The organism is Cognatiluteimonas weifangensis (assembly GCF_003416885.1).
GTDB classification, from domain to species: Bacteria; Pseudomonadota; Gammaproteobacteria; order Xanthomonadales; family Xanthomonadaceae; genus Cognatiluteimonas; species Cognatiluteimonas weifangensis.
Map to the genome: position 1 here is coordinate 224,649 of NZ_QVPD01000002.1, position 23,533 is coordinate 248,181.

At 72.1% G+C, this 23,533-nt stretch carries 20 protein-coding genes; 16 read left to right on the forward strand and 4 right to left on the reverse strand.

The features are described 5' to 3' along the window. Window positions 1–3 precede the first annotated feature (3 nt). The 10 genes from D0Y53_RS02700 to D0Y53_RS02750 all read left to right on the forward strand — a co-directional run bounded on the left by D0Y53_RS02700 (window position 4) and on the right by D0Y53_RS02750 (window position 14,083). Window positions 4–2,031 carry a type IV pilus secretin PilQ gene (locus D0Y53_RS02700; protein WP_117201658.1) on the forward strand — a complete coding sequence of 676 codons (2,028 nt, stop codon included), beginning with the start codon at window positions 4–6 and terminating at the stop codon, window positions 2,029–2,031. Between the two features lie 159 nt (window positions 2,032–2,190). Further along, window positions 2,191–3,183: an AAA family ATPase gene (locus D0Y53_RS02705; protein ID WP_117201659.1), complete on the forward strand. Its 993-nt coding sequence runs from the start codon at window positions 2,191–2,193 to the stop codon at window positions 3,181–3,183. Between the two features lie 194 nt (window positions 3,184–3,377). Beyond that, window positions 3,378–4,325 (forward strand): DUF58 domain-containing protein, encoded by a 948-nt coding sequence (locus D0Y53_RS02710; protein WP_386724574.1) that lies wholly within the window; start codon window positions 3,378–3,380, stop codon window positions 4,323–4,325. Between the two features lie 5 nt (window positions 4,326–4,330). Further along, window positions 4,331–4,792, forward strand: a complete 462-nt coding sequence (locus D0Y53_RS02715) for a DUF4381 family protein (protein ID WP_117201661.1) — start codon at window positions 4,331–4,333, stop codon at window positions 4,790–4,792. Next, window positions 4,789–5,811 (forward strand): vWA domain-containing protein, encoded by a 1,023-nt coding sequence (locus tag D0Y53_RS02720; protein ID WP_117201797.1) that lies wholly within the window; start codon window positions 4,789–4,791, stop codon window positions 5,809–5,811. The genes D0Y53_RS02715 and D0Y53_RS02720 overlap by 4 nt, the downstream gene beginning before the upstream one ends. Beyond that, window positions 5,808–7,595, forward strand: coding sequence for a vWA domain-containing protein (locus tag D0Y53_RS02725; protein WP_117201662.1), 1,788 nt, complete (start codon window positions 5,808–5,810; stop codon window positions 7,593–7,595). Before D0Y53_RS02720 ends, D0Y53_RS02725 begins: the two co-directional genes overlap by 4 nt. Beyond that, entirely contained in the window at window positions 7,595–9,286 is a 1,692-nt protein-coding gene (locus tag D0Y53_RS02730; protein ID WP_117201663.1) for a BatD family protein, read from the forward strand. The genes D0Y53_RS02725 and D0Y53_RS02730 overlap by 1 nt, the downstream gene beginning before the upstream one ends. A 160-nt stretch (window positions 9,287–9,446) precedes the next feature. Then, entirely contained in the window at window positions 9,447–10,766 is a 1,320-nt protein-coding gene (locus tag D0Y53_RS02735) for a dicarboxylate/amino acid:cation symporter (RefSeq protein ID WP_233511613.1), read from the forward strand. A 724-nt stretch (window positions 10,767–11,490) separates the two neighbouring features. After that, complete coding sequence (gene tkt / locus D0Y53_RS02745) at window positions 11,491–13,497, forward strand: transketolase (RefSeq protein ID WP_117201665.1); 2,007 nt, start codon at window positions 11,491–11,493, stop codon at window positions 13,495–13,497. A 10-nt stretch (window positions 13,498–13,507) separates the two neighbouring features. Further along, the gene (locus D0Y53_RS02750) at window positions 13,508–14,083 is read left to right on the forward strand and encodes a DNA-3-methyladenine glycosylase (RefSeq protein WP_117201666.1); all 576 of its coding nucleotides are present in this window, start codon (window positions 13,508–13,510) and stop codon (window positions 14,081–14,083) included. Window positions 14,084–14,122: 39 nt separating this feature from the next. On the opposite strand, the gene D0Y53_RS02755 is transcribed toward D0Y53_RS02750, so the two are convergent. The 4 genes from D0Y53_RS02755 to D0Y53_RS02770 all read right to left on the reverse strand — a co-directional run bounded on the left by D0Y53_RS02755 (window position 14,123) and on the right by D0Y53_RS02770 (window position 16,579). Beyond that, window positions 14,123–14,872 (reverse strand): sulfite exporter TauE/SafE family protein, encoded by a 750-nt coding sequence (locus tag D0Y53_RS02755; protein WP_199491988.1) that lies wholly within the window; start codon window positions 14,870–14,872, stop codon window positions 14,123–14,125. A 76-nt stretch (window positions 14,873–14,948) separates the two neighbouring features. Beyond that, window positions 14,949–15,824 carry an MBL fold metallo-hydrolase gene (locus D0Y53_RS02760; protein ID WP_117201667.1) on the reverse strand — a complete coding sequence of 292 codons (876 nt, stop codon included), beginning with the start codon at window positions 15,822–15,824 and terminating at the stop codon, window positions 14,949–14,951. Continuing rightward, a complete protein-coding gene (locus D0Y53_RS02765; protein ID WP_117201668.1) occupies window positions 15,821–16,186 on the reverse strand; it encodes an ArsR/SmtB family transcription factor in 366 nt (121 codons plus the stop codon). Before D0Y53_RS02765 ends, D0Y53_RS02760 begins: the two co-directional genes overlap by 4 nt. 6 nt (window positions 16,187–16,192) lie before the next feature. Then, window positions 16,193–16,579: a rhodanese-like domain-containing protein gene (locus D0Y53_RS02770; RefSeq protein ID WP_117201800.1), complete on the reverse strand. Its 387-nt coding sequence runs from the start codon at window positions 16,577–16,579 to the stop codon at window positions 16,193–16,195. 118 nt (window positions 16,580–16,697) lie between these two features. Here D0Y53_RS02770 and D0Y53_RS02775 point away from each other — a divergent pair, with 118 nt between their 5' ends. Genes D0Y53_RS02775 through trxC form a run of 6 tightly spaced genes read left to right on the forward strand, consistent with a single transcriptional unit; the run spans window position 16,698 to window position 23,526 of the window. Further along, entirely contained in the window at window positions 16,698–17,981 is a 1,284-nt protein-coding gene (locus tag D0Y53_RS02775) for an NAD(P)/FAD-dependent oxidoreductase (protein WP_117201669.1), read from the forward strand. Window positions 17,982–18,018: 37 nt separating this feature from the next. Then, a complete protein-coding gene (locus tag D0Y53_RS02780; protein ID WP_233511614.1) occupies window positions 18,019–18,246 on the forward strand; it encodes a YgaP family membrane protein in 228 nt (75 codons plus the stop codon). 31 nt (window positions 18,247–18,277) lie between these two features. Further along, window positions 18,278–19,351 (forward strand): efflux RND transporter periplasmic adaptor subunit, encoded by a 1,074-nt coding sequence (locus D0Y53_RS02785; RefSeq protein WP_158550556.1) that lies wholly within the window; start codon window positions 18,278–18,280, stop codon window positions 19,349–19,351. After that, complete coding sequence (locus D0Y53_RS02790; protein WP_117201672.1) at window positions 19,344–22,586, forward strand: efflux RND transporter permease subunit; 3,243 nt, start codon at window positions 19,344–19,346, stop codon at window positions 22,584–22,586. The genes D0Y53_RS02785 and D0Y53_RS02790 overlap by 8 nt, the downstream gene beginning before the upstream one ends. Further along, complete coding sequence (locus tag D0Y53_RS02795; RefSeq protein WP_117201673.1) at window positions 22,583–23,095, forward strand: OsmC family protein; 513 nt, start codon at window positions 22,583–22,585, stop codon at window positions 23,093–23,095. The genes D0Y53_RS02790 and D0Y53_RS02795 overlap by 4 nt, the downstream gene beginning before the upstream one ends. Then, window positions 23,092–23,526 (forward strand): thioredoxin TrxC, encoded by a 435-nt coding sequence (trxC, locus tag D0Y53_RS02800; protein ID WP_117201674.1) that lies wholly within the window; start codon window positions 23,092–23,094, stop codon window positions 23,524–23,526. Before D0Y53_RS02795 ends, trxC begins: the two co-directional genes overlap by 4 nt. Window positions 23,527–23,533 lie beyond the last annotated feature (7 nt).

The following is a 23,533-nucleotide window of genomic DNA, read 5'->3' on the forward strand; positions in this document are numbered from 1 at the left end:
ACGATGACCGTACTCAAAGCCACAAGCCTGCGGCCTGCCCGGCGCCCCCTGCCTTTGCGGGCGAGCGCATTCGGTCTCGCGGCGGGGCTGCTGGCCGCCTTCAGCGGCGTGCAGGCCACGCCGCAGCCATCCGCCGCCCCGGCGCTGGCCGCGGTCGCGCAGAGCGCGGCACCGGTCGCGGTCGATCCGGCCAGGCAGGTGCCCGGCGCGCTGAGCGTGTCCAACATCGACTTCAAGCGCGGCGACGGCGGTTCCGGCAAGCTGATCCTGCGCTTCAGCGGCGACGGCGCCACCCCGGACCTGCGCAACCAGGGCTCCTCCGTGGTCGTGGACGTCGGCAACGCCACGCTCCCGGCCGCGCTGCAGAAGCCGCTCAACGTCACCGACTTCGCCACCCCGGTGCAGCGGATCGACGCCAACCGTGCCGGCGACGGCACTCGGCTGGTGCTGAGCACCAGCGGCCCGTTCGAGTCGCTGGCCTACCAGACCGGACGCGACTACATCGTCGAGATCGTGCCGCGCGCGGCCGCGCCGGCGCGGGCGGTGGGCGCCACCACGGCGATGGGCGCGACCGCATCCAGCAGCACGGCGCGCGCCTACAGCGGCCGCCCGGTGACCTTCAACTTCCAGGACGTGCCGGTACGCACCGTGCTGCAGCTGGTCGCCGAGGAGTCCAACCTCAACATCGTCGCCTCAGACTCGGTGACCGGCAACGTCACCCTGCGCCTGATCAACGTGCCGTGGGACCAGGCGCTGGACATCGTGCTGCAGGCCAAGGGCCTGGACAAGCGCCGCAGCGGCAACGTGGTATGGGTCGCGCCGCAGTCCGAGATCGCCAAGTACGAACAGGACAAGGAAGACGCGCGGATCGCGATCGAGAACCGCGTCGAGATGATCACCGAATACATCCCGATCAGCTACGGCAACGCCGAGGACCTGGCCAAGCTGCTGACCGACGAGGCCAAGAGCGGCGGCGGTGGCGGCACCGGCGGCGCGGCGGCCCAGAGTCGCGGCTTCCTGTCGCCGCGCGGCAGCATCAGCTTCGACCGTCGCACCAACACCTTGCTGGTGATCGACATCCCGCAGCGCGTGGAGGCGGTCAAGCAACTGGTGAACGAACTCGACAAGCCGGTCGACCAGGTGGTGATCGAGGCCCGCATCGTGATCGCCAACGAGTCGTTCGCGCGCGAACTGGGCGCACGCTTCGGCATCACCGGCAACAAGGACAACACCTACTTCGGCGGCAAGCTGGAGCAGAACTCGGTCAACCGCAACGCCGATGTCGCCGCGCAGATCGCCAACGACACGGCGATGGCGGCCTATCAAACGGCCTTGAACACCTGGAATGCCGGTGGTCAGGTCGGACCTGCTCCGGTGGCGCCGGTGCTGCAGCCCTCCTCCATCACCCGCAGCTTGATCACCAGCCTGCCCAGCACGCTTGCCGGCGGGACCGGCTCGCTGGCGCTGTCGATCCTCAACGCTGGCTACCTCCTCGACATCGAGCTGTCGGCGCTGCAGCAGGAAGGCCGCGGCGAGGTGATCTCCAACCCGCGCATCGTCACCAGCAACCAGAAGGAAGCGGTGATCACCCAGGGCGAGGAGATCGGCTACCTGACCCTGACCGGCGCCGGTACCGCCGGCGGCACCCAGGTGCCGCAGGTGCAGTTCAAGGACGCGGTGCTGGAGCTCAAGGTCACCCCGACCATCACCAACGACGGCCGCGTGTTCCTGAACATGGCGGTGAAGAAGGACGAGGTCGCCGGCTTCGTCGACACCGGCGTCGGCCAGGTGCCGCGGATCGCCAAGCGCTCGGTCAACACCGCGGTGCTGATGGAGGACGGGCAGACCGTGGTCATCGGCGGCGTGTACGAGTTCAAGGACCAGCAGAGCATGTCCAAGGTGCCGTTCCTGGCGGACATCCCGGTGATCGGCAACCTGTTCAAGAAGCGCGGCCGCGAAAAGAGCAAGGCCGAGCTGCTGATCATGGTGACGCCGAAGGTGCTGCGGGTCGCGCAACGCCCGGCGCCCTGACGCCGCCGGCGATGCCACGCGAAGGGGCCGAACGGCCCCTTCGTCGTGTCCGGGCATCGCTGGCGCCGGGCTGAATGCGGGCGCTCGCGCCTGAACCAAGCCGGCCTGCGTCGGTCAAACTGCACCCTGGCGCGTTTCGCGTCGCCGACCGCATTGCGAATGGACAGCCGCAGCGACGATACCTCCCGCCTTCACGACGCGTTTTGCGCGTTGCGCACGGCCCTGACGGCCGAGATCGTCGGCCAGGCCGGGCTGATCGAGCGCCTGCTGATCGCCCTGCTCGCCGACGGCCACCTGCTGGTCGAGGGCGCGCCGGGGCTGGCCAAGACCAGCGCGATCCGCGCGCTCGCCGCGCGCCTGGAGGCGGACTTCGCCCGCGTCCAGTTCACCCCCGACCTGTTGCCGGCCGACCTCACCGGCACCGAGGTCTGGCGCCCGCAGGACGGCCGCTTCGAATTCCAGCCCGGACCGATCTTCCATCCGGTGCTGCTGGCCGACGAGATCAACCGCGCCCCGGCCAAGGTGCAGTCGGCGCTGCTGGAGGCGATGGGCGAACGCCAGGTCACCGTCGGCCGCCACACCTATCCGCTGCCGCCGCTGTTCCTGGTGATGGCGACGCAGAATCCGATCGAGCAGGAAGGCACCTTCCCGCTGCCCGAGGCGCAGCTCGACCGCTTCCTGATGTACGTGCGCATCGGCTATCCCGAAGCCGCGGCCGAGGCCGAAATCCTGCGGCTGGCGCGCGAACGTGCGCGCGCGGCGGTGCGGCCCGCCGCCGCCGCGCCGCCGCGGATGCCGCTGGCCGACGTGTTCGCGGCGCGCGCGGCGGTGCTGGAGCTGCATGTCGCGCCGCAGCTGGAGCGTTACCTGATCGAGCTGGTGCTGGCCTCGCGCGATCCGGCGCGCTACGACGCGGCGCTGGCGCGCCGCATCGCCTGGGGCGCGAGCCCACGCGGCTCGATCGCGCTGGAGCGCTGCGCCCGCGCCCACGCCTGGCTGGCCGGACGCGATTACGTGACGCCGGAGGACGTCCGCGCGGTCGCGCCCGACGTGCTGCGTCATCGCGTCCTGCCCAGCTACGAGGCCACCGCCGAAGGCTGGGATGGCGAGAAGCTGGTCGCCGAGCTGCTCGACAGGGTGCCATTGCCTTGAACCAAAGCGGGTGCGGAAGCGAAATCTTGTCGGCGGTCGCCAGTGCTTGCTCTCCTTCTCCCCGCGCGTGGCGGGGAGAAGGTGCCGAAGGCGGATGAGGGGCGCTTTGGGCGGAGAAACCCCGGCATTGAAGGTAAAGACATTGCACAGTGCGACCTTTTGACCATGCGGCCCTTTGACAGTCCGAGCCTGGGCTGCCCGACGGGCGCCGCTCCTGCAGGAATTACGAACCGATCCCGATGCCTCACTCAGCTGCCAATGGCCTCATCCCCACGCTCGCCGAACTGCTGGCGCTGCGGGCGGCGGCGCAGGGCCGGCGGCCGCCGCGACGCGGTCGCCACGGCGTCGGCGGCCAGGCGTTGTCGCCGCTGCGCGGGCGCGGCATGGAATATGCCGAGTCGCGCGAATACGCCATCGGCGACGACGCCCGCCACATCGACTGGCGCCTGACCGCGCGCAGCGGCAAGCCGCATACCAAGCTGTTCCAGGCCGAGCGCGAGCGCTTGACGCTGCTCGTGGCCGATACCGCGCCGGCGCTGTATTTCGGCACCCGCGTGCGTTTCAAGTCGGTGCAGGCCGCGCGCGCCGGCGCGGTTGCGGCCTGGGCTGCAGTGCGCGACGGCGACCGCATCGCCGCCCTGCGCGGCAGCATGCGGGAAGCGCCGGTCGCGCCCGCTGCCGGCCCGCGCGGCGCATTGCGCGTGCTCGACGCGCTGGTGCGCTGGTATCGCGCGCCGCCGGGCGACGATGCCGGGCTGGCGCAGGCGCTGGAGCATGCGCGACGGCTGCTGCGGCCGGGCTCGCGACTGGTCGTGCTCGCCGATCCCGCCAGCGTCGCCGCCGTGCCGGCGCAGCGCTGGCCGGCGCTGGCGCTGCACAACGAGGTGATCGTGTTGCTGCTCAGCGATCCGCTGGAACGCGACCCCCCGCAGGCCAGCCTGCCGTTCCGGGCCGGCGGCCATCGCGTCGAACTGGATCTGGCGACCGCCGCGCAACGCCAGCGCTGGCGCGACACCTTCGTCGCACCGCTGGACGCAGCCCTGGCGCAATTGCCGGTGCGCGGCGTGCGCGTGCAGGCGCTCTCCAGCGAAGCGCCGAGCGACGCCTGGCTGCCGCTGCTGGGCCCGGCGCGGGCGGCGTGACGCCGATGTTGCGGTCCGATCCGACGCTGGTCCTGCGCGACATCCACCAGCCCCCCGCGCCGCCGTGGTGGCCGCCTGCGCCGGGCTGGTGGATCGTCGCGGCGCTGTTGCTGCTCGCTGTCGCGACCCTGGCCGGGTGGGCGTGGCGCCGGCAGCGCCGTCGGCGCGCGCTGCAACGCCTGTTCGACGACGCCGTGCGCGCCGCGGCGACGCCGGCGGCGCAGCTCGCCGCGATCTCCGAACTGCTGCGTCGCGCCGCGCGTCGCCGCGATCCGCAAGCGGACAGGCTGCAGGGCGAGGCCTGGCTGCGCTTCCTCGACGGCGACGGCAGACAGCCCCGGTTCGGCGACAAGGACGCGCGCTTGCTGCTCGACGGCGGTTTCCGTCCTGCGGTCGACGCCGCTGCGGTGGCCGCACTGCTGCCGCGAGCGCGCGCGTGCTTCCTGCAATGGATGGCGGCGCGATGAACGCGTGGCTGCCGCCGGACTTCGCCGGCTTCGCTTGGCCGTGGCTGCTGCTGGCGTTGCCGCTGCCGTGGCTGCTGCGCCGGCTGCTGCCGCCCGCGCGCAGCACTGCGGCGGCGTTGCAGGTGCCCTATGGCAGCCGCCTGGACGCCATTGTCGGCCGCACCGGGCCCGCGCGGAGCGCCGGGGTCGGCGTGCTGGCGTGGCTGGCCTGGGCGCTGCTGTGCGTGGCCGCGGCGCGACCGCAGCAGCTCGGGCCGCCGATGGCGCCGCCGCAGGCCGGCCGCGACCTGTTGCTGGCGGTGGACCTGTCGGGCAGCATGAGCGACGAGGACATGGCGCTGGGCGGCCGCCGGGTCGACCGCCTGACCGCGGCCAAGGCGGTGCTGGCGGACTTCCTCGATCGCCGCGAAGGCGACCGCGTCGGCCTGATCGTGTTCGGGCAGAAGGCCTATGCGCTGACGCCGATGACGCGGGACCTGGACTCGGTGCGCCAGCAGCTCGATGCCAGCGTGGTCGGCCTGGCCGGGCGCGAAACCGCGATCGGCGACGCCATCGGCCTGGCGGTCAAGCGCCTGGCCGCACCATCGGCGCAGCAACCCGTGCCGCGGGAACATGTCCTGATCCTGCTGACCGACGGCGTCAACACCGCCGGTGTGCTGGATCCGCTCAAGGCCGCCGAACTCGCCCGCGACAACCACGTGCGCATCCACACCATCGCCTTCGGCGGCAGCGGCGGCGGCCTGTCGGTGTTCGGCCTGCCGATCCGGCTGCCCGGCGGCGGCGAGGACATCGACGAGGCCACGCTCGGGCGCATCGCCCAGCTCACCGGCGGCAAGCAATTCCGCGCCCGCGACACCGAGCAGCTTGCCGGCATCTATGCCGAGATCGATCGTCTGGAGCCGGTACGGCAAGCCGGCCGGCCGCTGCGTCCGCGGATCGAGCGCTATCCGTGGCCGCTGGCCGCCGCGCTGGCGCTCGGCCTGCTCGCGTTCGCCGTTCCACGGCGGGGGCGCGCATGAGCATGGATTTCCTCGCCGCATCGGCGGCCAGCCTCTCCGCGCTGCACTTCCTGCGCCCGCAATGGCTGTGGGCCTTGCTGGCGCTGCCGCTGCTGGCGTGGTGGTGGCGACGGCGGCGCCGGCAGCGGAGCGTGTGGCGCAGGGCGGTCGACCCGCATCTGCTGGCGCATCTGCTCGACCGTCCGGGCGCGCGCGCGGACGGCGGCGGGTGGCTGCTGCTGGCCGGCGCCGCGCTGGCGCTGTGCGCGCTGGCGGGCCCGTCCTGGCAGCGTGTCGAGCAGCCGCTGTGGCAGTCCCGGGCGCCGCTGGTGCTGGCGCTGGACCTGTCGGGCGCGGTCCTCGCCGACGACCTGCCGCCGTCGCGGCTGGCGCAGGCGCGGGCCAAGCTGGCGCGCCTGCTGCGCGCGCGCGGGGATGGCCAGGTCGGGCTGCTGGTCTTCGCCGACGATGCGTATACCGTCGCGCCGCTGACCGACGACACCGGTAACGTCGCGCTGTTCCTCGGCGCGCTGGCGCCGGACATCATGCCCACGTACGGCCAGCCCCTCGACGGCAGCCGCGCCGATCGCGCCATCGAACGCGCGGAGCAGTTGCTGCGCCAGGCCGGGTTCGACCGTGGCGACATCCTGCTGCTGACCGACCACGCCGACGCAGACGCGCGCGCAGCGGCGGCCGCGGCGGCGCGCGCCGGCTATCGGGTGTCCGCGCTCGGACTCGGCACCGGCGCCGGCGCCGCCTATCGCGAGGGCGATGGCCGCATCGCGCAGGCCCGGCTGAATGCCGACGCCTTGCGCGCGCTCGCGACCGCAGGCGGCGGCGCCTATGCCGCGCTCGCCGCCGACGACCGCGATCTCGCCGCGCTGCGCGTGCTGGATCCGCAATCGGCCGGCGCCCTCGCCGCGCACGGCGGGACCGCCTCCTTGTGGCGCGACCAGGGGTACTGGTTGTTGTTGCCGCTGCTGTTGCTGGCCTCGTTCGCCTTCCGTCGTGGCGGCGCGCTGGCGGCGCTGCTGTTGTGCGTATGGTGGCCGCTGCAACCTGCGCATGCAGCCGGCAACGACTGGTGGCGGCGCCCCGACCAGCAGGTCCACCAGCGCCTCGAACAAGGCGCGCAGGCGTACCGCAGACAGGATTTCGCCGCCGCCGCAAAGCATTGGGAGGGTCTGCCCGGCGCCGACGCCGCCTACAACCGCGGCAACGCGCTGGCCCGGCAGGGTCGTTACGACGCGGCCCTCGCCGCCTACGACGCGGCCTTGCGACTGCAGCCGGACATGGCCGATGCAATCGCCAACCGGAAAGCCGTGGAGGCGGCGAGGAAGCGCCAGCCGCCGCCGGGAGCACAGTCGGGCGACAAGCCCGGCAAGGACCAGCCCGCGCAAGCGGACGGGCAACGGCCGTCGCAGGACGGACAGCGGCCGGGCAGCGGCAAGGCGGACGCGACCGCGCCGGGCGCAAGGCAGCCGCCGGCGCCGGCACCGCAATCCTCCCCGGGAGATAGCCGCACCGAGACCCGACCCGACAAGCCGGTGGACGCCCAAGCGCAGCGTGCCGCCGACGCTGCGCAACGCGCGCGCATGCAGCAGGCGTTGCGCGACGCCGGGCAGGCGAGGGGTGCGCAACAGGCGCAGGCGCAACGAGCCTCCGGGCGCGACGAAACCCCCGCGCAGCGCGAACGCCGGCTTGCCAACGAAGCCTGGCTGCGGCGTGTGCCGGACGATCCCGGCGGCCTGCTGCGCGCGCGCTTCCGGCTCGAGTACGAACGCCGCCGGCAAGGAGGCGACTGATGCCGCGTCGGTTCTCCGCATTCGTCATGGTGCTGCTGTTGTCGGCGTTGTCGTGGCCGGCACCGACGCAGACACGATCGCAGGCGCAGGCGCCGCCGTTGCGCGCCTGGCTCGACCGCGATCGCATCGCCCTGGGCGAGACCGCGACCCTGAACATCGAGGTCGAACAGGCCGATGCCGACGCACCCGACTGGTCGCCGTTGCTGGGCGAATTCCGGCTCAGCGGCCATACCAGCAGCCGCAGTTTCGAGTACGTCAACGGCGTCGGCCGCGCGCGGACGCTGTTCGCGGTGGCGCTGCAGCCCCGGCGCGAAGGCGCGATCGGCATTCCCGGCCTGCGCGTGGGCAGCCGGCGCACACCGCCGCTGACGCTGACGGTGACGCCGCCGGCGGCGACGCCGGCGCGCGCCGGCAGCGCGGTCTTCATCGAGGCCGAGGCCGACGCGCAGCAGCCCTACGTGCAGCAGGCGGTCGGTTACACGGTGCGGCTGTATTACGCGACACCGCTGATCTCCGGCCAGCTCGACCAGGCCGCGCCCGACGGCGCCTCGCTGCGGCGCATCGGCGAGGACGTGCAGTACGCGCGCGAGATCGCCGGCCGCCGCTACACCGTGGTCGAGCGCCACTACCTGCTGATCCCCGAACGCAGCGGTCCGCTGGCCGTTCCCGGGGCGCAGTTCCGCGGCCGTGGTGCCGGCGGTTTCTTCGATGACCTGTTCGGCGACGGCCAGAGCGAGCTGCAGGCGGGCGGGCCGCCGCGGATGCTCACGGTGCGCGCGATCCCCGCGAGCGCGCCGCAGCCGTGGCTGCCGCTGCACGCGCTCGCGCTGCGCTGGCAGGACGCGCCGCGACAGGCCCGCGCCGGCGCGGCTTTGGCGGTGACGGTCGAGGCCACGGTCGACGGCGCCACCGCCGCGCAACTGCCCGAACTGCAGCTGCCCGCGATCCCCGGCGCGCAGGTGTTCGCCGATCCGCCGCAGGCCGACGAGGTCTTCGCAGGCGGTCGCCCGCAGGTCACGCTCACGCGTCGTTTCGAGATCGTGCCGGCGCAGGCGGGCACCTTGCGCATTGCCGGGCCGGAACTGTCGTGGTGGGACGTGCGCGCAGGCCGCGCGCGGACCGCGACGCTGCCGGAATTGAGCGTGCAGGTGGCGCCCGCCATCGCCGCATCCGGCAACGCGTCGGTGGCCGCCGCGCCGGTACCCGCGGGCGCGGCCGGCGCGGATCGCGACTGGGTGCGGGTACCGGGCGTGCAAGGCCGGGTGCGGCCGTGGGCGCTCGCGACGGTGGCGTTCGCCCTGCTGTGGCTGATCACCTTGATGTGGGGACTGCACCGGCAACCGCACCCGGCGGCGGTGGCCGCCGCGGATGCGGACGCGGTGCCCCCGTCCGCGCCCGCCGCGCCGGCGCACCTGCGCCGCGCGCTCGATGGCGGCGACCTCGGCGAGATCGCCGCGGCGCTGTGCGCCCTGGCGCAGCCGCCGGTAGCGGACCTGGACGCGGTGCAGGCGCGGCTGGACGACGCGCGCCAGCGCGATGCGGTCGATGCGCTGCAACGCGCGCGCTGGGGCGGCGGCGACGCCGCGGCCGCGCGCACGGCGCTGCGCGCGGCGTTCCGGCCGGGCCCGCGCTGGCGCCGGCCGGCGGCGCGCTCGGTCGAGGCGTTGCCGCCGCTGTATCCGCCACGCTGACCGATCCCCGGGCTGTGCAGCCGGCCGGCGCTCGCGCGCTGCACCGCCACGGCCGCCACGGACAGGCGCCGCGCCGTGACGGCGTATTTGCGCATTGCGCGCCGGGGCGCGCCTGGAGCCTGGTGTAAGCTCGCCGCTGCCCGAGGGAGTGACGCGGACGATGGGACAGCCCGACAACGAGAAGCCCGCCACGGCGCGCGCGCGCATGCCGCTGCACTGGAAGATGGCGATCGGCTTCGTCGCCGGCCTGCTGCTGGGGCTGATCGCGCATTCCACCGCCGGCGCCGAGGCGCCCTGGGTGCAGGCGCTGACCACCTGGGTCACGCAGCCGGTCGGCACCTTGTTCCTGCGCCTGATCTTCATGCTGGTGATCCCGCTGCTGTTCTCGGCGCTGGTGGTGGGCGTGGCCGAGATGGGCGACATCCGCGCGCTCGGCCGGATCGGCTGGAAGACGCTGGCCTATACCGTGGTCGTGTCCGCGATCGCGGTGGTGCTGGGCCTGCTGCTGGTCAACTGGCTCGAGCCAGGCGCCGGCGTCGATCCGGCGCTCGCGCAGCAGCTGCTCGCCTCCGGCGCCGAGCGTGCGCAGGCGATCGTCAGCGGCAGCGGCAACCAGCCCAGGGGCCTGGACATGCTGTTGTCGATCGTGCCCGACAACGTCGTCGGCGCCGCCGCCAACAACGCCATCCTCGGGGTGATGTTCTTCGCGCTGATGCTGGGCGTGGGCCTGGTGCTGACCCGCAGCCCCGGCACCGAAGTCCTGCTGCGCGGCATCGAAGGCCTGTTCGAGGTGTCGATGACGCTGATCGGACTGGTCATCCGGCTGGCGCCGTACGCGGTGTTCTGTTTCATGTTCAATCTCGCCGCGTTGTTCGGCTGGGACCTGCTGGCGCGGCTGGGCGCCTATGTCGGGGTGGTGGTGCTGGCGTTGTCGATCCACATGTTCGTGGTGTATTCGCTGGCGCTGAAGTTCGTCGGCGGCTGGTCGCCGTGGAAATTCTTCGTCGGCGTGCAGGAAGCGATGGTGATGGCGTTCTCCACCGCCTCCTCCAACGCCACCCTGCCGACCGCGCTCCAGGTCGCCGACGAGGACCTGCGCTTGCCGCGCAAGGTGTCGCGCTTCGTGCTGACCGTCGGCGCCACCGCCAACCAGAACGGCACCGCGCTGTTCGAGGGCGTGACGGTGCTGTTCCTGGCGCAGTTCTTCGGGGTCGACCTGTCGCTGGCGCAGCAGGTCACGGTGATGTTCGTGTGCATCCTCGGCGGCATCGGCACCGCCGGCGTGCCGGCCGGTTCGCTGCCGGTGGTGGCGCTGATCTGCGGCATGGTCGGGGTACCGCCGGAAGGGATCGGCCTGATCCTGGGCGTGGACCGTTTCCTCGACATGTGCCGGACCACGCTTAACGTCACCGGCGACCTGGTCGCGGCGACCGTGGTGTCGCGCGGCGAAACCGACACGCCCGGTCTCGCCGAGGGCTGAAACGGCACACTGCCGTGGTGACGGGGGGCTGCGGAGAGCCGGTGGCCGCGCCTTTGCAGGACACGCCGTGGATAGATCCCCGCCACGCTCCGCGCCGGCCGCGATCTCGCTCGTGATTCGCCTGTCCTCGAAAGCTTCGCAGGCATCGCGCTGCGTGTGAGGGTAGGAACTTGTTCGTCCTTCTCCCGAGTGCGGGAACCTCTGCGGGGAAACCGGCGGCCTGACCTGTATGAGGCATGCGGTGAACTCATGCTTCAGGTGCGGAAGCCTCCGTGGAGGAAGCCGGTGGCCCGGCCTGTGCGGGACACGCCGTGAATACGTCCCTGTAGGCTCCTCGGCGGCATCCATGCCGCCGACGGTCCCGCACAGGCCGGGCCACCGGCTTCTGCGCAGTGAGTCGGCGCTTGTAGAGAAAACCAGCCAGAAGCGATGAACTCCAAGCTCGCGAAGTCGCCGGCCGGCGGGCTGGGGGTGCGGAGAGTGGGCCATGGATGGCCCACGACCCGACTTAAAGACAGGAGGTCGTCAGGAGGGCGCAGCACCCCCAGCCCGTCGGGCGGCGACTCCTACCGAAGCCGATCTCCCGAGCGCCGGTCCTCGAGGCTTGAGAAAAAACCGGATTTCCCGGCGGCACCGTTGCGGCTGCCGCGGCGCAGGCAGGGGCGACGGGCGCATGTGGGACAATGGGCGGCCCGCAGCCCGCCGGGCGCCGCCCATTCGAGCCATGTCGACCCCGACCCGTCGCGATCTCGCCAATGCCCTCCGTTTCCTCGCCATCGACGCGGTCGAGGCCGCCAAGTCCGGGCACCCGGGCATGCCGATGGGCATGGCCGACATCGCCGAGGTGCTGTGGAACGACTACCTGCAGCACAACCCCGGCAACCCGAAGTGGTTCAACCGCGACCGCTTCGTGCTCTCCAACGGCCACGGCTCGATGCTGCAGTACGCGCTGCTGCACCTGTCGGGCTACGAACTGCCGCTGGAGGAGCTGAAGCGGTTCCGCCAACTGGGCAGCAAGACCCCGGGCCACCCGGAGAACCACCTCACGCCCGGCGTGGAGACCACCACCGGCCCGCTCGGCCAGGGCTTCGCCAACGCGGTCGGCATGGCGCTGGCCGAGAAGCTGCTGGCGCAGCGCTTCAACCGCCCCGAATTCGAAATCGTCGACCACCGTACCTGGGTGTTCCTGGGCGACGGCTGCCTGATGGAAGGCATCTCCCACGAAGCTGCCTCGCTCGCCGGCACCTGGGGCCTGCACAAGCTGATCGCATTCTGGGACGACAACAGGATCTCCATCGACGGCGACACCGGCGGCTGGTTCACCGACGACACCCCGGCGCGCTTCGAGGCCTACGGCTGGAGCGTGATCCGCGAGGTCGACGGCCAGGACAGCGAATCGATCAAGGCCGCGATCGAGGCCGCGCTGCGCGCGCAGGACCGGCCGACCCTGATCTGCTGCCGCACCACGATCGGCTTCGGCTCGCCGCACAAGGCCGGCAAGGAGTCCAGCCACGGCGCGCCGCTGGGCCAGGACGAGGTCGCCGCCACCCGCGCGGCGCTGGGCTGGCCGTATCCGCCGTTCGAGATCCCGCAGCCGATCCGCGACGCCTGGCGCGCCGGCAGCGCCGGGCAGGTGCGCGAGCACCAGTGGGGGCAGCTGTTCGACGCCTACGCCGCGCGCTATCCGGCGCAGGCCGAGGAGCTGGTGCGGCGCTCGCACGGCGAGTTGCCGGCGGGCTTCGGCGCCGACGCCGACGCCTTCATCGCCCGGCTGCAGGCCGACGGCCCGGTCATCGCCTCGCGCAAGGCCTCGCAACTGGCGATCGAGGCGTACGCGCCGCTGCTGCCGGAGCTGGTCGGCGGCTCCGCGGACCTGGCGCACTCCAACCTCACCCTGTGGAAGGGCAGCAAGTCGATCGTCGGCGACTGCACGCCCGAGGAGAGCCGCGAGGCCAACTACGTCCACTACGGCGTACGCGAGTTCGCGATGACCGCGATCTCCAACGGCCTCGCCCTGCACGGTTGCTTCGTGCCCTACGACGCCACCTTCCTGGTGTTCAGCGACTACGCCCGCAACGCGGTGCGCATGAGCGCGCTGACCGGCGCCCGCGCGATCCACGTCTACACCCACGACTCGATCGGCCTGGGCGAGGACGGCCCGACCCACCAGCCGGTCGAGCACCTGGCGGCGCTGCGCTACATCCCGGGCAACGACGTCTGGCGCCCGTGCGACGCGGTCGAGTCGGCGGTGGCATGGAAGGCCGCGATCGAGCGCGCCGACGGCCCCAGCTGCCTGGTGTTCTCGCGCCAGAACCTGCCGCACCAGGCGCGCACGCCGCAGCAACTGGCCGCCATCGCCCGCGGTGGCTACATCCTCAAGGACAGCGTCGGCGCGCCGGAGCTGATCCTGATCGCGACCGGCTCGGAAGTCGGGCTGGCGATGCAGGCCGCGCAACAGCTGGGCGACGGCGTGCGCGTGGTGTCGATGCCTTCCACCGAGGTGTTCGAGCGCCAGGATGCGGCCTGGCGCGAGTCGGTGCTGCCGCAGGCCTGCCGCAAGCGCGTGGCGATCGAGGCCGGCGTCACCGGCTTCTGGTACCGGTACACGGGCCTGGACGGCGCCGTGATCGGCATCGACAGCTTCGGCGCCAGCGCCCCGGCCGAAGCGCTGTTCCCGCATTTCGGCTTCACCGTCGAACACGTGCTGGACGCCGCCCGCGCGCTGGCGTGAGCGTGCCCGGATGAAACGGCTGCCGCGGGCGTTCTACCGGCGCGACCCGCGCGCGGTTGCACCGGAGCTGTTGAACAAGGTGCTGGCGGCCGCCGACGGCCGCCGCGCGCGGATCGTCGAAGTCGAAGCCTACTGCGGGCCGATCGACCCGGCCGCGCACACCTACCGCGGCCAGACCGCGCGCAATGCCAGCATGTTCGGCGAGGCCGGGCACTTCTATGTCTACTTCACCTACGGCATGCACTGGTGCGCCAATTGCGTGTGCGGCGAGGTCGGCGAGGGCGTCGGCGTGCTGTTGCGCGCGGCCGAGCCGCTGGCCGGGCTGGAGTTGATGCGCGCGGCGCGGCCGCGCGCGCGCAATGACCGCGAACTGTGCGCCGGGCCGGCGCGGCTGACCCGGGCGTTCGGCATCGACCGTCGCCAGGATGGCATCGACCTGGTCGCGGCCCGCTCCGACTTCGGCGTGTACGACGACGGCATGCCGCCGCCGGCGCAGCCGCTGGTCGGCCCGCGGGTGGGCATCCGCCACGCGATCGGAGAGCCGTGGCGCTGGCGCGTACCCGGCAATCGTCACGTCTCCCGGTAACGCCTCGCGGCGCGCCCAGGAGAACGCATCAGACCTTGCCTAGGCGAACAGCAACTTCGCCGCCGCGATCAGCAGCACCACGCCCAGGGCGCGGCGCAGGCCGCGCACCGGCAGCCAGTGAAGACCGAGCTGGCTGCCGAGCAGCGCGCCCAGCGCCACCACGCCCAGCCACAGCGGCAGCATCGGCGGCAGCGAGCCCGTCGCGTGCAGCAGGCCGGCCAGGCCGGTCAGCGAATTGATCCACACGAACGCGACCGAGGTGCCGCTGGCCTCGCGCGTGGGCATCCAGCGCGCGAACAGCAGCAGCGGCGTGAGGAAGATCGCGCCGCCGGTGCCGGTGAGTCCCGACAGCACGCCGATGCCCGCGCCGACCGCCAGGCCCGGCAGCCACGGCACGCGGCGCCCGGCGGTCTCGTGGTCTTCCTGCTCGGCGCGCGCGGCATGGCGGAACACGCCCAACGCCGCCGCCAGCAGCACGATGCCCAGCAGCAACGAAAAACTTTCGCGCGGCAGGTCGACCTGCGCGGCGAAGAACGCCGCCGGCGCCGAGGCCAGCACGAACGGCAGCACGTTGCGCCAGCGCACGTGGCCGCCGCGCCACCAGCGCAGCAGGCCGATGCCGCCGACCAGCAGGTTCAGCGCCAGCGCGGTCGGGCGCACCTGCTCCGGGGCGAAGTCGAGCAGCGCCATCGCCGCGATGTAGCCGCTGGCACCGGCATGCCCGACCGAGGCGTACAGGGTGGCGACCGCGAAGAACAGCGCGGCCAGCAGCAGGTCGGGGGCGGTCACGGGCGGCGATCACCGGGAGTGGCGCGGTCCGCCATTGTGGCGGCACACGCGCACCGCTGCACGTGCGGGCGCGCGTCTACAGACCGTCGGCGGAGGGCTCGACCTGCAGCGGGATGCGCAGGTACTGGCGGCCGTCGGCATCGGCGGGCGGCAGGCGGCCGCCGCGGATGTTGACCTGCAGCGCCGGATACAGCAGCGCCGGGACCGGCAGGCCGGCATCGCGCGCGGCACGGGCGGCGACGAACTCCGCCAGTGGCGTGTCCGCGCGCAGCATGCGGTTGTCGCGCCTGGATTCGGCCACCTCGACGCTGGCGCGGCGCTCGCGGCCCGCGGGTGGATAGTCGTGGCACAGCCACAGCACGGTGTCGCCGGGCAACGCGTACAGGCGCCGGATCGAGGCATGCAGCTGCTCGGCGCTGCCGCCGGGGAAATCGCAGCGCGCGGTGCCCACGTCCGGGGCGAACAGGGTGTCGCCGACGAACACATTGCCGTCGATGCGGTAGGCAAGGCCGTCGGCGGTGTGGCCGGGCATGGCCAGCACCTCGATGTGCAGATCGCCGGCCTCGATCACTTCGCCGTCGATCAGCAGCGCGTCGAACGCATGGGCCAGGTCGGGGTCGTCCGTGGCCAGACCGTACACGCCGGCGAAATGCGCCTGCACCTGACGGATGCCCGCGCCGATCAGGATCGGGGCCGAGGTTCGCGCGCGCAGGAAGGCGGCCGCGCTGAGGTGGTCGGCGTGGGCGTGGGTTTCCAGGATCCGGTGCACGTGCAGGGCGTGCGTGGTGACGAAGTCCAGCAGCGCGCGGGCACTGGCAGTGGAGACGCGGCCGGAGGCGGGCTCGTAGTCCAGCACCGGGTCGATCAGCACCGCGTCGCGGCCGCGGCTGACGACGTAGCTCCAGGTGCCGGTACCGGCGTGGAAGAAGGGCTGGATCTCCAGGGCGTTCATCCGCTTGCCTCGCACTGCGGCAGGTCGCCGGTGCAGTAGATGCCGTGCAGCGTGTCGATGATGCGCCGGGCCGGGCCCGGGGTCAGCGAATAGTAGATGGTCTGGGCCTCGCGCCGCGGCTGCACCAGCCCGTCCTGGCGCAGCAGCGCCAGGTGCTGCGACAGCGCCGACTGGCTCAGGTCCAGCCTGGCGTTGAGATCGCCGACCGAGTGCTCCCCGTCCACCAGCAGGCACAGCAGCAGCAGCCGCTTCTCGTTGCCCAGCGCCTTGAGCAGACGCGCCGCTGCGCCGGCATGGGCGCGCATCGCTTCGGGGTCGATGGCCACGGGCGGAGTGGCGGCGGACTTGCGACGGGTCGGCATGGCGGCTCAGCGCTGGGTGACGGGCAGGCCGGCGGCGATCCAGCCGTCGATTCCGCCGGCGAGCGAGCAGGCCTGGGTGAAACCCATCTGCTGCAGGCTCAGGGCCGCCAGCGCCGCACGCCCGCCGGTACGGCAGTAGAGCACGATTGCCTGCGTCTTGTGCGCCAGCGCGGGGTCGCTGACGTTGGCCACCGCCGGATGCGCCTCGACCTGGAACTCGAGCACCCCGCGCGGGATGTTGACCGCGCCGGCCAGATGGCCGGTCTGGAATTCGGCCGGTTCCCTGACATCGATCAAGACGCTGGGCTGCGGTTGTGCATGCAATGCCTGCGGCGCGATTTCGCGGATGCGGGCGCGGGCCTGGGCGACGAGGTCGGCGGCGGTCACGGGCATGGCGGGTTCCTGCGGGTGCGAGGCGGCCAATATATCAGTTGACACTAATATAAGAAATAGCTAATGTAAGTGGGCCTGCCGGGTGGCGTACCCGGGGCGAGTCGAGCGGAGGCTGGAGATGGCCAGGATCGTGGTGATCGGCGCGGGGCTCGGCGGCATGTCCGCCGCCTACGAGCTGCGCGAGACGCTGGGCAAGGAGCACCGGATCGCGGTGGTCGGGCAGGGCGAGCATTTCGGCTTCACCCCGTCCAACCCGTGGCTGGCGGTGGGCTGGCGCAAGCCCGAAGACATCACCCTGGAGGCCGGCCCGGCGCTGGCCCGCAAGGACATCGCCTTCGACGGTTCCGGGGCGCTGCGGATCGATGCCGCCGCACGCCAGGTGCATACCGGCGCCGGCGCGGTGCTGGACTACGACTATCTGCTGATCTGCAGCGGGCCAAAGCTGGCGTTCGAGGAAGTCCCGGGCTCGGGTCCGGAGGGCGGGCATACCCAATCGGTGTGCACCACCACGCACGCGCAACGCGCCTGGCGCGCCTACGAGGAATTCCTGCACGATCCCGGTCCGGTCGTGATCGGCGCGGTGCAGGGCGCCAGCTGCTTCGGCCCGGCCTACGAGTTCGCGATGATCCTGGATGCCGATTTGCGCAAGCGCAAGCTGCGCGACAAGGTGCCGATGACCTTCGTCACCAGCGAGCCCTACATCGGCCACATGGGCCTGGGCGGGGTCGGCGACTCCAAGGGCCTGATGGAGTCGGAGCTGCGCCAGCGCCACATCAAGTGGATCGTCAACGCCAAGGTGCAGGAAGTGCGTCCGGGCGAGCTCGCCGCCGTCGAGCACGACGCCCAGGGCCAGCCGCTCAAGGAGCACATGATCGCGTTCAAGTACGCGATGCTGCTGCCGGCGTTCAAGGGCGTGGACGCGGTCGCGGCGGTCGAGGGGCTGTGCAACCCGCGCGGCTTCGTCATCGTCGACCCGCACCAGCGCAGCCCCCGATACCCGCAGATCTTCGCCGCCGGCGTGTGCGTGGCGATCCCGCCGGTGGAAGCCACGCCGGTGCCCACCGGGGCGCCCAAGACCGGGTTCATGATCGAGTCGATGGTCACCACCATCGTCCGCAACATCCAGGCCGAATTGCAGGGCAAGCCCGCCGAGTTCGAGGGCACCTGGAACGCGGTGTGCCTGGCCGACATGGGCGACACCGGTGCCGCCTTCGTCGCCCTGCCGCAGATCCCGCCGCGCAACGTCACCTGGACCAAGATCGGCAAATGGGTGCACGTGGCCAAGCTCGGCTTCGAGAAGTACTTCCTCTACAAGATGCGCCACGGCACCAGCGAACCGATCTACGAGAAATACATCCTCGGCCTGCTCGGCATCGAGCGGCTCAAGAGCGCGGCCAAGTGAGCCTTCCCGTCGTCCTCATCCTTGCAGGAGCCACAGCATGAAAACCCCGATGTCCCTGGACCGCGCCATCATGGCCTTCGCCGGCGTGATGATCCTGATCAGCGTCGTCCTCACCCAGTTCGTGTCGCCGTGGTGGTGGATTCTGACCGCCTTCATCGGCCTGAACCTGTTCCAGTCGGCGTTCACCGGTTTCTGCCCGGCGGGGATGGTGATGCGCCGGCTGGGCATCGGCAAGGGTGCGGACGGCATGAGCTGCAGCCGCTGACGAACTCCCAGGATTTCCCCGGATGACGCGCATGCGTACGACCCTCGCGGCCGCACTGCTGGCCGCCCTTGCCGCCTGCGGCGGCGAACCGGCGACCCCGGCGTTGCCGCCATTGCCGCAACTGCAGACCCTGACCGTGCAGGCGACCGCCGGCCCCGGCCGCGCCTGGGACGGCGTGGTCGAGGCGGTGCGGCAGGCGGACCTGTCGGCGCAGACCGCCGGACGCGTGACCGCGGTCGTGGTGGACGTCGACGACCGCGTCGGCGCCGGCCAGGTGCTGCTGCGGCTGACCGCCGTGGAACAGCAGGCCGGCGCCGACACCGCGCGCGCACAGTTGCGCGCCGCCGAGGCGGCAGCGGCGGAAGCGGCGGCGAATTACCGGCGCTACGCGGCGCTGGCGGAAGGCCGTTACGTGTCGAAGTCGCAGCTCGACCAGGTGCGCGCGGCCCGCGACAGCGCCGTGGCCGCACGCGACGCCGCGCGCGCGCAGCTGGCGCAGGCCGGCCAGCAGACGGCCTACACGGTGGTGCGCGCGCCGTTTGCCGGCGTCGTCAGCGCGCGCCGGGTGGAACCGGGCGAGAGCATCGCCCCGGGCCAGCCGCTGCTGTCGGTCTATGCGCCCGGCGCCCTGCGGATCGAAGTGCAGGTGCCGCAGTCCGACGCGGACGCGGTCCGCAAGACTGGCCGCGCGCGGATCGTGCTGGCCGATGGCCGCAGCGTGGACGCCGCCCAGGTTGTGGTGTTCCCGACCGCCGACCCGGCCACGCACAGCGTCGGCGTGCGCGTGACGCTGCCCGACGTGGCGCCGGCGCCGGCGCCGGGCAGCACCGCCAAGGTCGTGTTCCCGCCGACCGCGGGGGAAGCCCCGCCGGCGGTCGACATCCCGGTGTCGGCGCTGGTCCAGCGCGGCGAGGTCAGTGGCGTCTACGTGCTGGCCGGCGACCGCCTGAGCCTGCGCCAGCTGCGGCTGGGCCAGCGCAGCGGCGACCGCGTCGAAGTGCTGGCCGGACTCCGGCGCGGCGAGACCATCGCCGCCGATCCGGTCGCCGCGGTGCAGGCGCTGGTGGCGCAGCGCCGGGCCGCCGCCGGGGCGGGCGATGACTGACGCCCCGCGCCTGGGCCTGCCGGGCCGCCTCGCCGCCGCCTTCCAGGCCAATCCGCTGACCCCGATCCTGGCGATCCTGGGCCTGCTGCTGGGGCTGGTCGCGGTGCTGATCACCCCGCGCGAGGAAGAGCCGCAGATCGACGTCACCATGGCCAACGTGATCGTGCCGTTCGCAGGCGCCAGCGCGCGCGACGTCGAGCAGCTGGTCGCCACGCCGCTGGAGCAGAAGCTGGCGGAAATCGAGGGCGTCAAGCACGTCTACTCGATCAGCCGCCCGGGGCTGGCGGTGCTGACGGTGGAGTACACCGTCGGCGTGGAGCGGCAGCCGGCGATCGTGCGCCTGTACAACCAAGTCTATTCCAACCAGGACTGGCTGCCGCCGGGCGTCGGCGTCGGCCAGCCGCTGGTCAAGCCCAAGGGCATCGACGACGTGCCGGTGATGGCGGTGACGTTGTGGACCGACGATCCGCACCGCGGCGCCGCCGATCTGGCCGAGGTCGCGCATACGCTGGAAACCGAGTTCAAGCGCGTGCCCGGTTCCCGCGACGTGTACACCATCGGCGCGCCCGACCGGGTGGTGGCGGTCACGCCGGATCCGGCAAAACTGGCCGCCTACGGCCTCACCGTGTCCGATCTGGCCCAGGCGCTGCAGGCCGCCAACGCCGTGCGTCAGGTCGGCGAACGCGTCGGCGGCGACGCTGCGGTGCCGGTGACCGCCGGCAGCTTCCTCGCCAGTGCCCAGGACGTCGCGGAGCTGGTCATCGGCTTGTCCGGCGGCAAGCCGCTGCACCTGTCCGACGTCGCCAGCATCCGCGCCGGCGGCGACCTCGCCACGAGCTACGCCTGGCACGGCGCGCCGCCCGGCCGCGTCGGCCCGGCGTCCGGGCTCGCGCCGGCGGTGACCATTGCCATCGCCAAGAAGCCCGGCAGCAACGCCGCCGACATCACCGGCGCGATCGCCACGCGCCTTGCACAGCTGCAGGGCGAACTGATCCCCGACGGCGTGCACGCCACCGTCACCCGCGACTACGGCCAGACCGCCACCGACAAGGCGCTGAAGCTGATCCAGAAGCTGGTGTTCGCCACCGCCTCGGTGGTGCTGCTGGTGCTGTTCGCGCTGGGCTGGCGCGAGGCGATCGTGGTCGGCAGTGCGGTGGTGCTGACCCTGGCGGTGACGCTGTTCGCGTCCTGGGCGATGGGCTTCACCCTCAACCGGGTGTCGCTGTTCGCGCTGATCTTCTCCATCGGCATCCTGGTGGACGACGCCATCGTGGTGGTGGAGAACATCCACCGGCGCATGGCGCTCGGCGGCAAGACCCTGCGCGAGGCGATCCCGCCGGCGGTGCAGGAAGTCGGCGGCCCGACCATCCTGGCCACCTTCACCGTGATCGCGGCGCTGATGCCGATGGCGTTCGTGTCCGGGCTGATGGGTCCGTACATGCGGCCGATCCCGATCAACGCTTCGGTCGGCATGCTGCTGTCGCTGGCGATCGCGCTGATCGTCACACCGTGGCTGTCGCTCAAGCTGCTGGCGCGGCACCAGCCCGGCCACGGCGACGGCGGCCACGATGCCGGCGCCGCCGAGGGCCACCGCGAGACCCGCCTGCACCGCCTGTTCTCGCGGCTGATGCGGCCATTCCTGGAGCCTGCGCGCGGCGGTCGCCGGCGGTTGTGGCTGTTCGGCGGCATGGCCGCGCTGGTGCTGCTGGCCGCGTCGCTGGCGGTGTTCCAGCTGGTGGTGATGAAGATGCTGCCGTTCGACAACAAGTCGGAGCTGCAGGTGGTGGTGGACCTGCCCGAGGGCCGCACCCTGGAGGACACCAACGCGCTGCTCACCGAGCTGGCCGCGGCCGTGGACACGGTGCCCGAAGTGCTCGACTACCAGGGCTACGCCGGCACCGCGGCGCCGATCAACTTCAACGGCCTGGTGCGGCAGTATTTCCTGCGCAGCGGCAGCAACGTCGGCGACCTGCAGGTGAACCTGGTCGACAAGCACCTGCGCGAGCGCCAGAGCCACGACATCGCGCGCGCGCTGCGGCCACGGCTGGATGCAATCGGGCGCCGCCATGACGCGTCGGTGAAGGTGGTCGAAGTGCCGCCGGGCCCGCCGGTGCTGGCGCCGCTGGTGGCCGAGCTCTACGGCCCGGACTACGCCAGCAGCCGCAGACTGGGCAAGGCGCTGGAGCAGCGCTTCCTCGCCACCGAAGGCATCGTCGACGTCGATACCAGCGTGGAAAGCGATGCGCCGCGCGAGGTCGTGGTCGTCGACCGCGTGCGCGCCGCGCGCCTGGGCGTGCCGCAGGCCGCGGTCGCCGATGCGCTGGCCGCGGCCGTCTCGGGCCTGGACGCCACCTACCTGCACGACGGCACCTCCAAATACCCGCGGCCGGTGCGGCTGCGGCTGCCCGCGGGCGACCAGGCCACGATGCAGCGCCTGCTCGCGCTGAAGGTGCGGGGCGGACAGGGCCAGCTGGTGCCGCTGTCGGAACTGGTCGACGTGCGCAAGGCGCCGTGGGACGGCGCGATCCACCACAAGGACCTGCTGCCGGTGGTGTACGTCACCGGCGACGAAGCCGGGCGCCTGGACAGCCCGCTGTACGGCATGTTCGACCTGGTGGGACAGGTTGCCGACCACGCGATCGGCGGACAGAAGCTCGGGCAGAGCTTCATCGCCCAGCCGCAAGACACCAGCGGTTTCGCGGTCAAGTGGGACGGCGAATGGCAGATCACCTACGAGACCTTCCGCGACATGGGCATTGCCTACGCCGCCGGCATGATCCTGATCTACCTGCTGGTGGTGGCGCAGTTCCGCAGCTACCTGGTGCCGCTGGTGATCATGGCGCCGATTCCGCTGACCGTCATCGGCGTGATGCCGGGGCACGCGCTGCTGGGCGCGCAGTTCACGGCCACCAGCATGATCGGCATGATCGCGCTGGCCGGGATCATCGTGCGCAATTCCATCCTGCTGGTGGACTTCATCAACCAGGAGACCGCGCGCGGCGTGCCGCTGGCCGAAGCGGTGATCGATGCCTGCGCGGTGCGCGCCAAACCCATCGTGCTGACCGGGTTGGCGGCGATGCTGGGGGCGTTCTTCATCCTCGACGACCCGATCTTCAACGGCCTGGCGGTCTCGCTGATCTTCGGCATCCTCGTCAGCACGGCCCTCACCCTGGTCGTGATTCCATTGCTGTACTACGCGCTGCTGCGCCGCAAGCCGCACAAGGAGCCCGCATGAACGCCACCGTTCGACCGAGCGTCGCCGCCGGCGACGCAGGCGAGAGCATCCGTCTGAGCCTGGAACAGGACGGCGATTTCGCCTTCCGCATCCGCTTCGACGACACCGCGCTGGAGCCGTTGCTGAGCGACGAGCCGGCGCCGCTGGGCCACGATCGCGGCCCCAACCCCTCGCGCCTGCTGCTGGCGAGCATCGCCAACTGCCTGTCGGCGAGCCTGCTGTTCGCATTGCGCAAGCACCGCAATGCGCCCGATCCGCTGCGCGCCACCATCACCGCCGCCACCGTCCGCAATGCCGACGGCCGCTGGCGCATCCCGCGCGCGGCGGTGCAGATCGTGCTGCCCGGCGGCGGCGAGGACTACCGCAACCTGGAACGCGTGCTGGCGCAGTTCGAGCAGTTCTGCGTGGTCACCCAGAGCGTGCGCGAGGGGATCGACGTCGCGGTCACGGTCAGCGACGGCCAGGGCCGGGTGCTGCACGCGACGGGCGGCGCGTCGGCGGGCGCATGAACGCGCCGCTGCTGGTCGCCTGCCCGCACTGCCACACCCTCAACCGGGTGCCCGGCGAACGCCTGGCGGCCGCGCCGGCGTGCGGGCAGTGCCACCGGCCGCTGTTCGACGCCCATCCCGTGGCCCTGGGCGTGGACCATTTCGAGACGCATTGCAGCCGCAGCGAGCTGCCGCTGCTGGTGGATTTCTGGGCGCCGTGGTGCGGGCCGTGCCGGGTGATGGCGCCGCAGTTCGAGGCCGCCGCCGCGCAGCTGGAGCCGCAGGTACGCCTGGCCAAGGTCGATACCCAGAGCGAACCGACGCTGGCGCAGCGCTACGGCGTGCGCAGCATTCCGACGCTGGCCCTGTTCCACCGCGGGCGCGAGCTGGCGCGGCAGGCCGGGGCCATGGCCGCCGCCGACATCGTGCGCTGGACCCGCCAGCATCTGTGAATCCGGA

Coding starts and splice junctions, on each gene's coding strand:
- D0Y53_RS02700 (WP_117201658.1), top strand. CDS start 4: ATGACCGTACTCAAAGCCACAAGCCTGCGGCCTGCCCGGCGCCCCCTG.
- D0Y53_RS02705 (WP_117201659.1), top strand. CDS start 2,191: ATGGACAGCCGCAGCGACGATACCTCCCGCCTTCACGACGCGTTTTGC.
- D0Y53_RS02715 (WP_117201661.1), top strand. CDS start 4,331: ATGTTGCGGTCCGATCCGACGCTGGTCCTGCGCGACATCCACCAGCCC.
- D0Y53_RS02720 (WP_117201797.1), top strand. CDS start 4,789: ATGAACGCGTGGCTGCCGCCGGACTTCGCCGGCTTCGCTTGGCCGTGG.
- D0Y53_RS02725 (WP_117201662.1), top strand. CDS start 5,808: ATGAGCATGGATTTCCTCGCCGCATCGGCGGCCAGCCTCTCCGCGCTG.
- D0Y53_RS02730 (WP_117201663.1), top strand. CDS start 7,595: ATGCCGCGTCGGTTCTCCGCATTCGTCATGGTGCTGCTGTTGTCGGCG.
- D0Y53_RS02735 (WP_233511613.1), top strand. CDS start 9,447: ATGGGACAGCCCGACAACGAGAAGCCCGCCACGGCGCGCGCGCGCATG.
- tkt (WP_117201665.1), top strand. CDS start 11,491: ATGTCGACCCCGACCCGTCGCGATCTCGCCAATGCCCTCCGTTTCCTC.
- D0Y53_RS02750 (WP_117201666.1), top strand. CDS start 13,508: ATGAAACGGCTGCCGCGGGCGTTCTACCGGCGCGACCCGCGCGCGGTT.
- D0Y53_RS02760 (WP_117201667.1), bottom strand. CDS start 15,824: ATGAACGCCCTGGAGATCCAGCCCTTCTTCCACGCCGGTACCGGCACC.
- D0Y53_RS02765 (WP_117201668.1), bottom strand. CDS start 16,186: ATGCCGACCCGTCGCAAGTCCGCCGCCACTCCGCCCGTGGCCATCGAC.
- D0Y53_RS02770 (WP_117201800.1), bottom strand. CDS start 16,579: ATGCCCGTGACCGCCGCCGACCTCGTCGCCCAGGCCCGCGCCCGCATC.
- D0Y53_RS02775 (WP_117201669.1), top strand. CDS start 16,698: ATGGCCAGGATCGTGGTGATCGGCGCGGGGCTCGGCGGCATGTCCGCC.
- D0Y53_RS02780 (WP_233511614.1), top strand. CDS start 18,019: ATGAAAACCCCGATGTCCCTGGACCGCGCCATCATGGCCTTCGCCGGC.
- D0Y53_RS02785 (WP_158550556.1), top strand. CDS start 18,278: ATGCGTACGACCCTCGCGGCCGCACTGCTGGCCGCCCTTGCCGCCTGC.
- D0Y53_RS02790 (WP_117201672.1), top strand. CDS start 19,344: ATGACTGACGCCCCGCGCCTGGGCCTGCCGGGCCGCCTCGCCGCCGCC.
- D0Y53_RS02795 (WP_117201673.1), top strand. CDS start 22,583: ATGAACGCCACCGTTCGACCGAGCGTCGCCGCCGGCGACGCAGGCGAG.
- trxC (WP_117201674.1), top strand. CDS start 23,092: ATGAACGCGCCGCTGCTGGTCGCCTGCCCGCACTGCCACACCCTCAAC.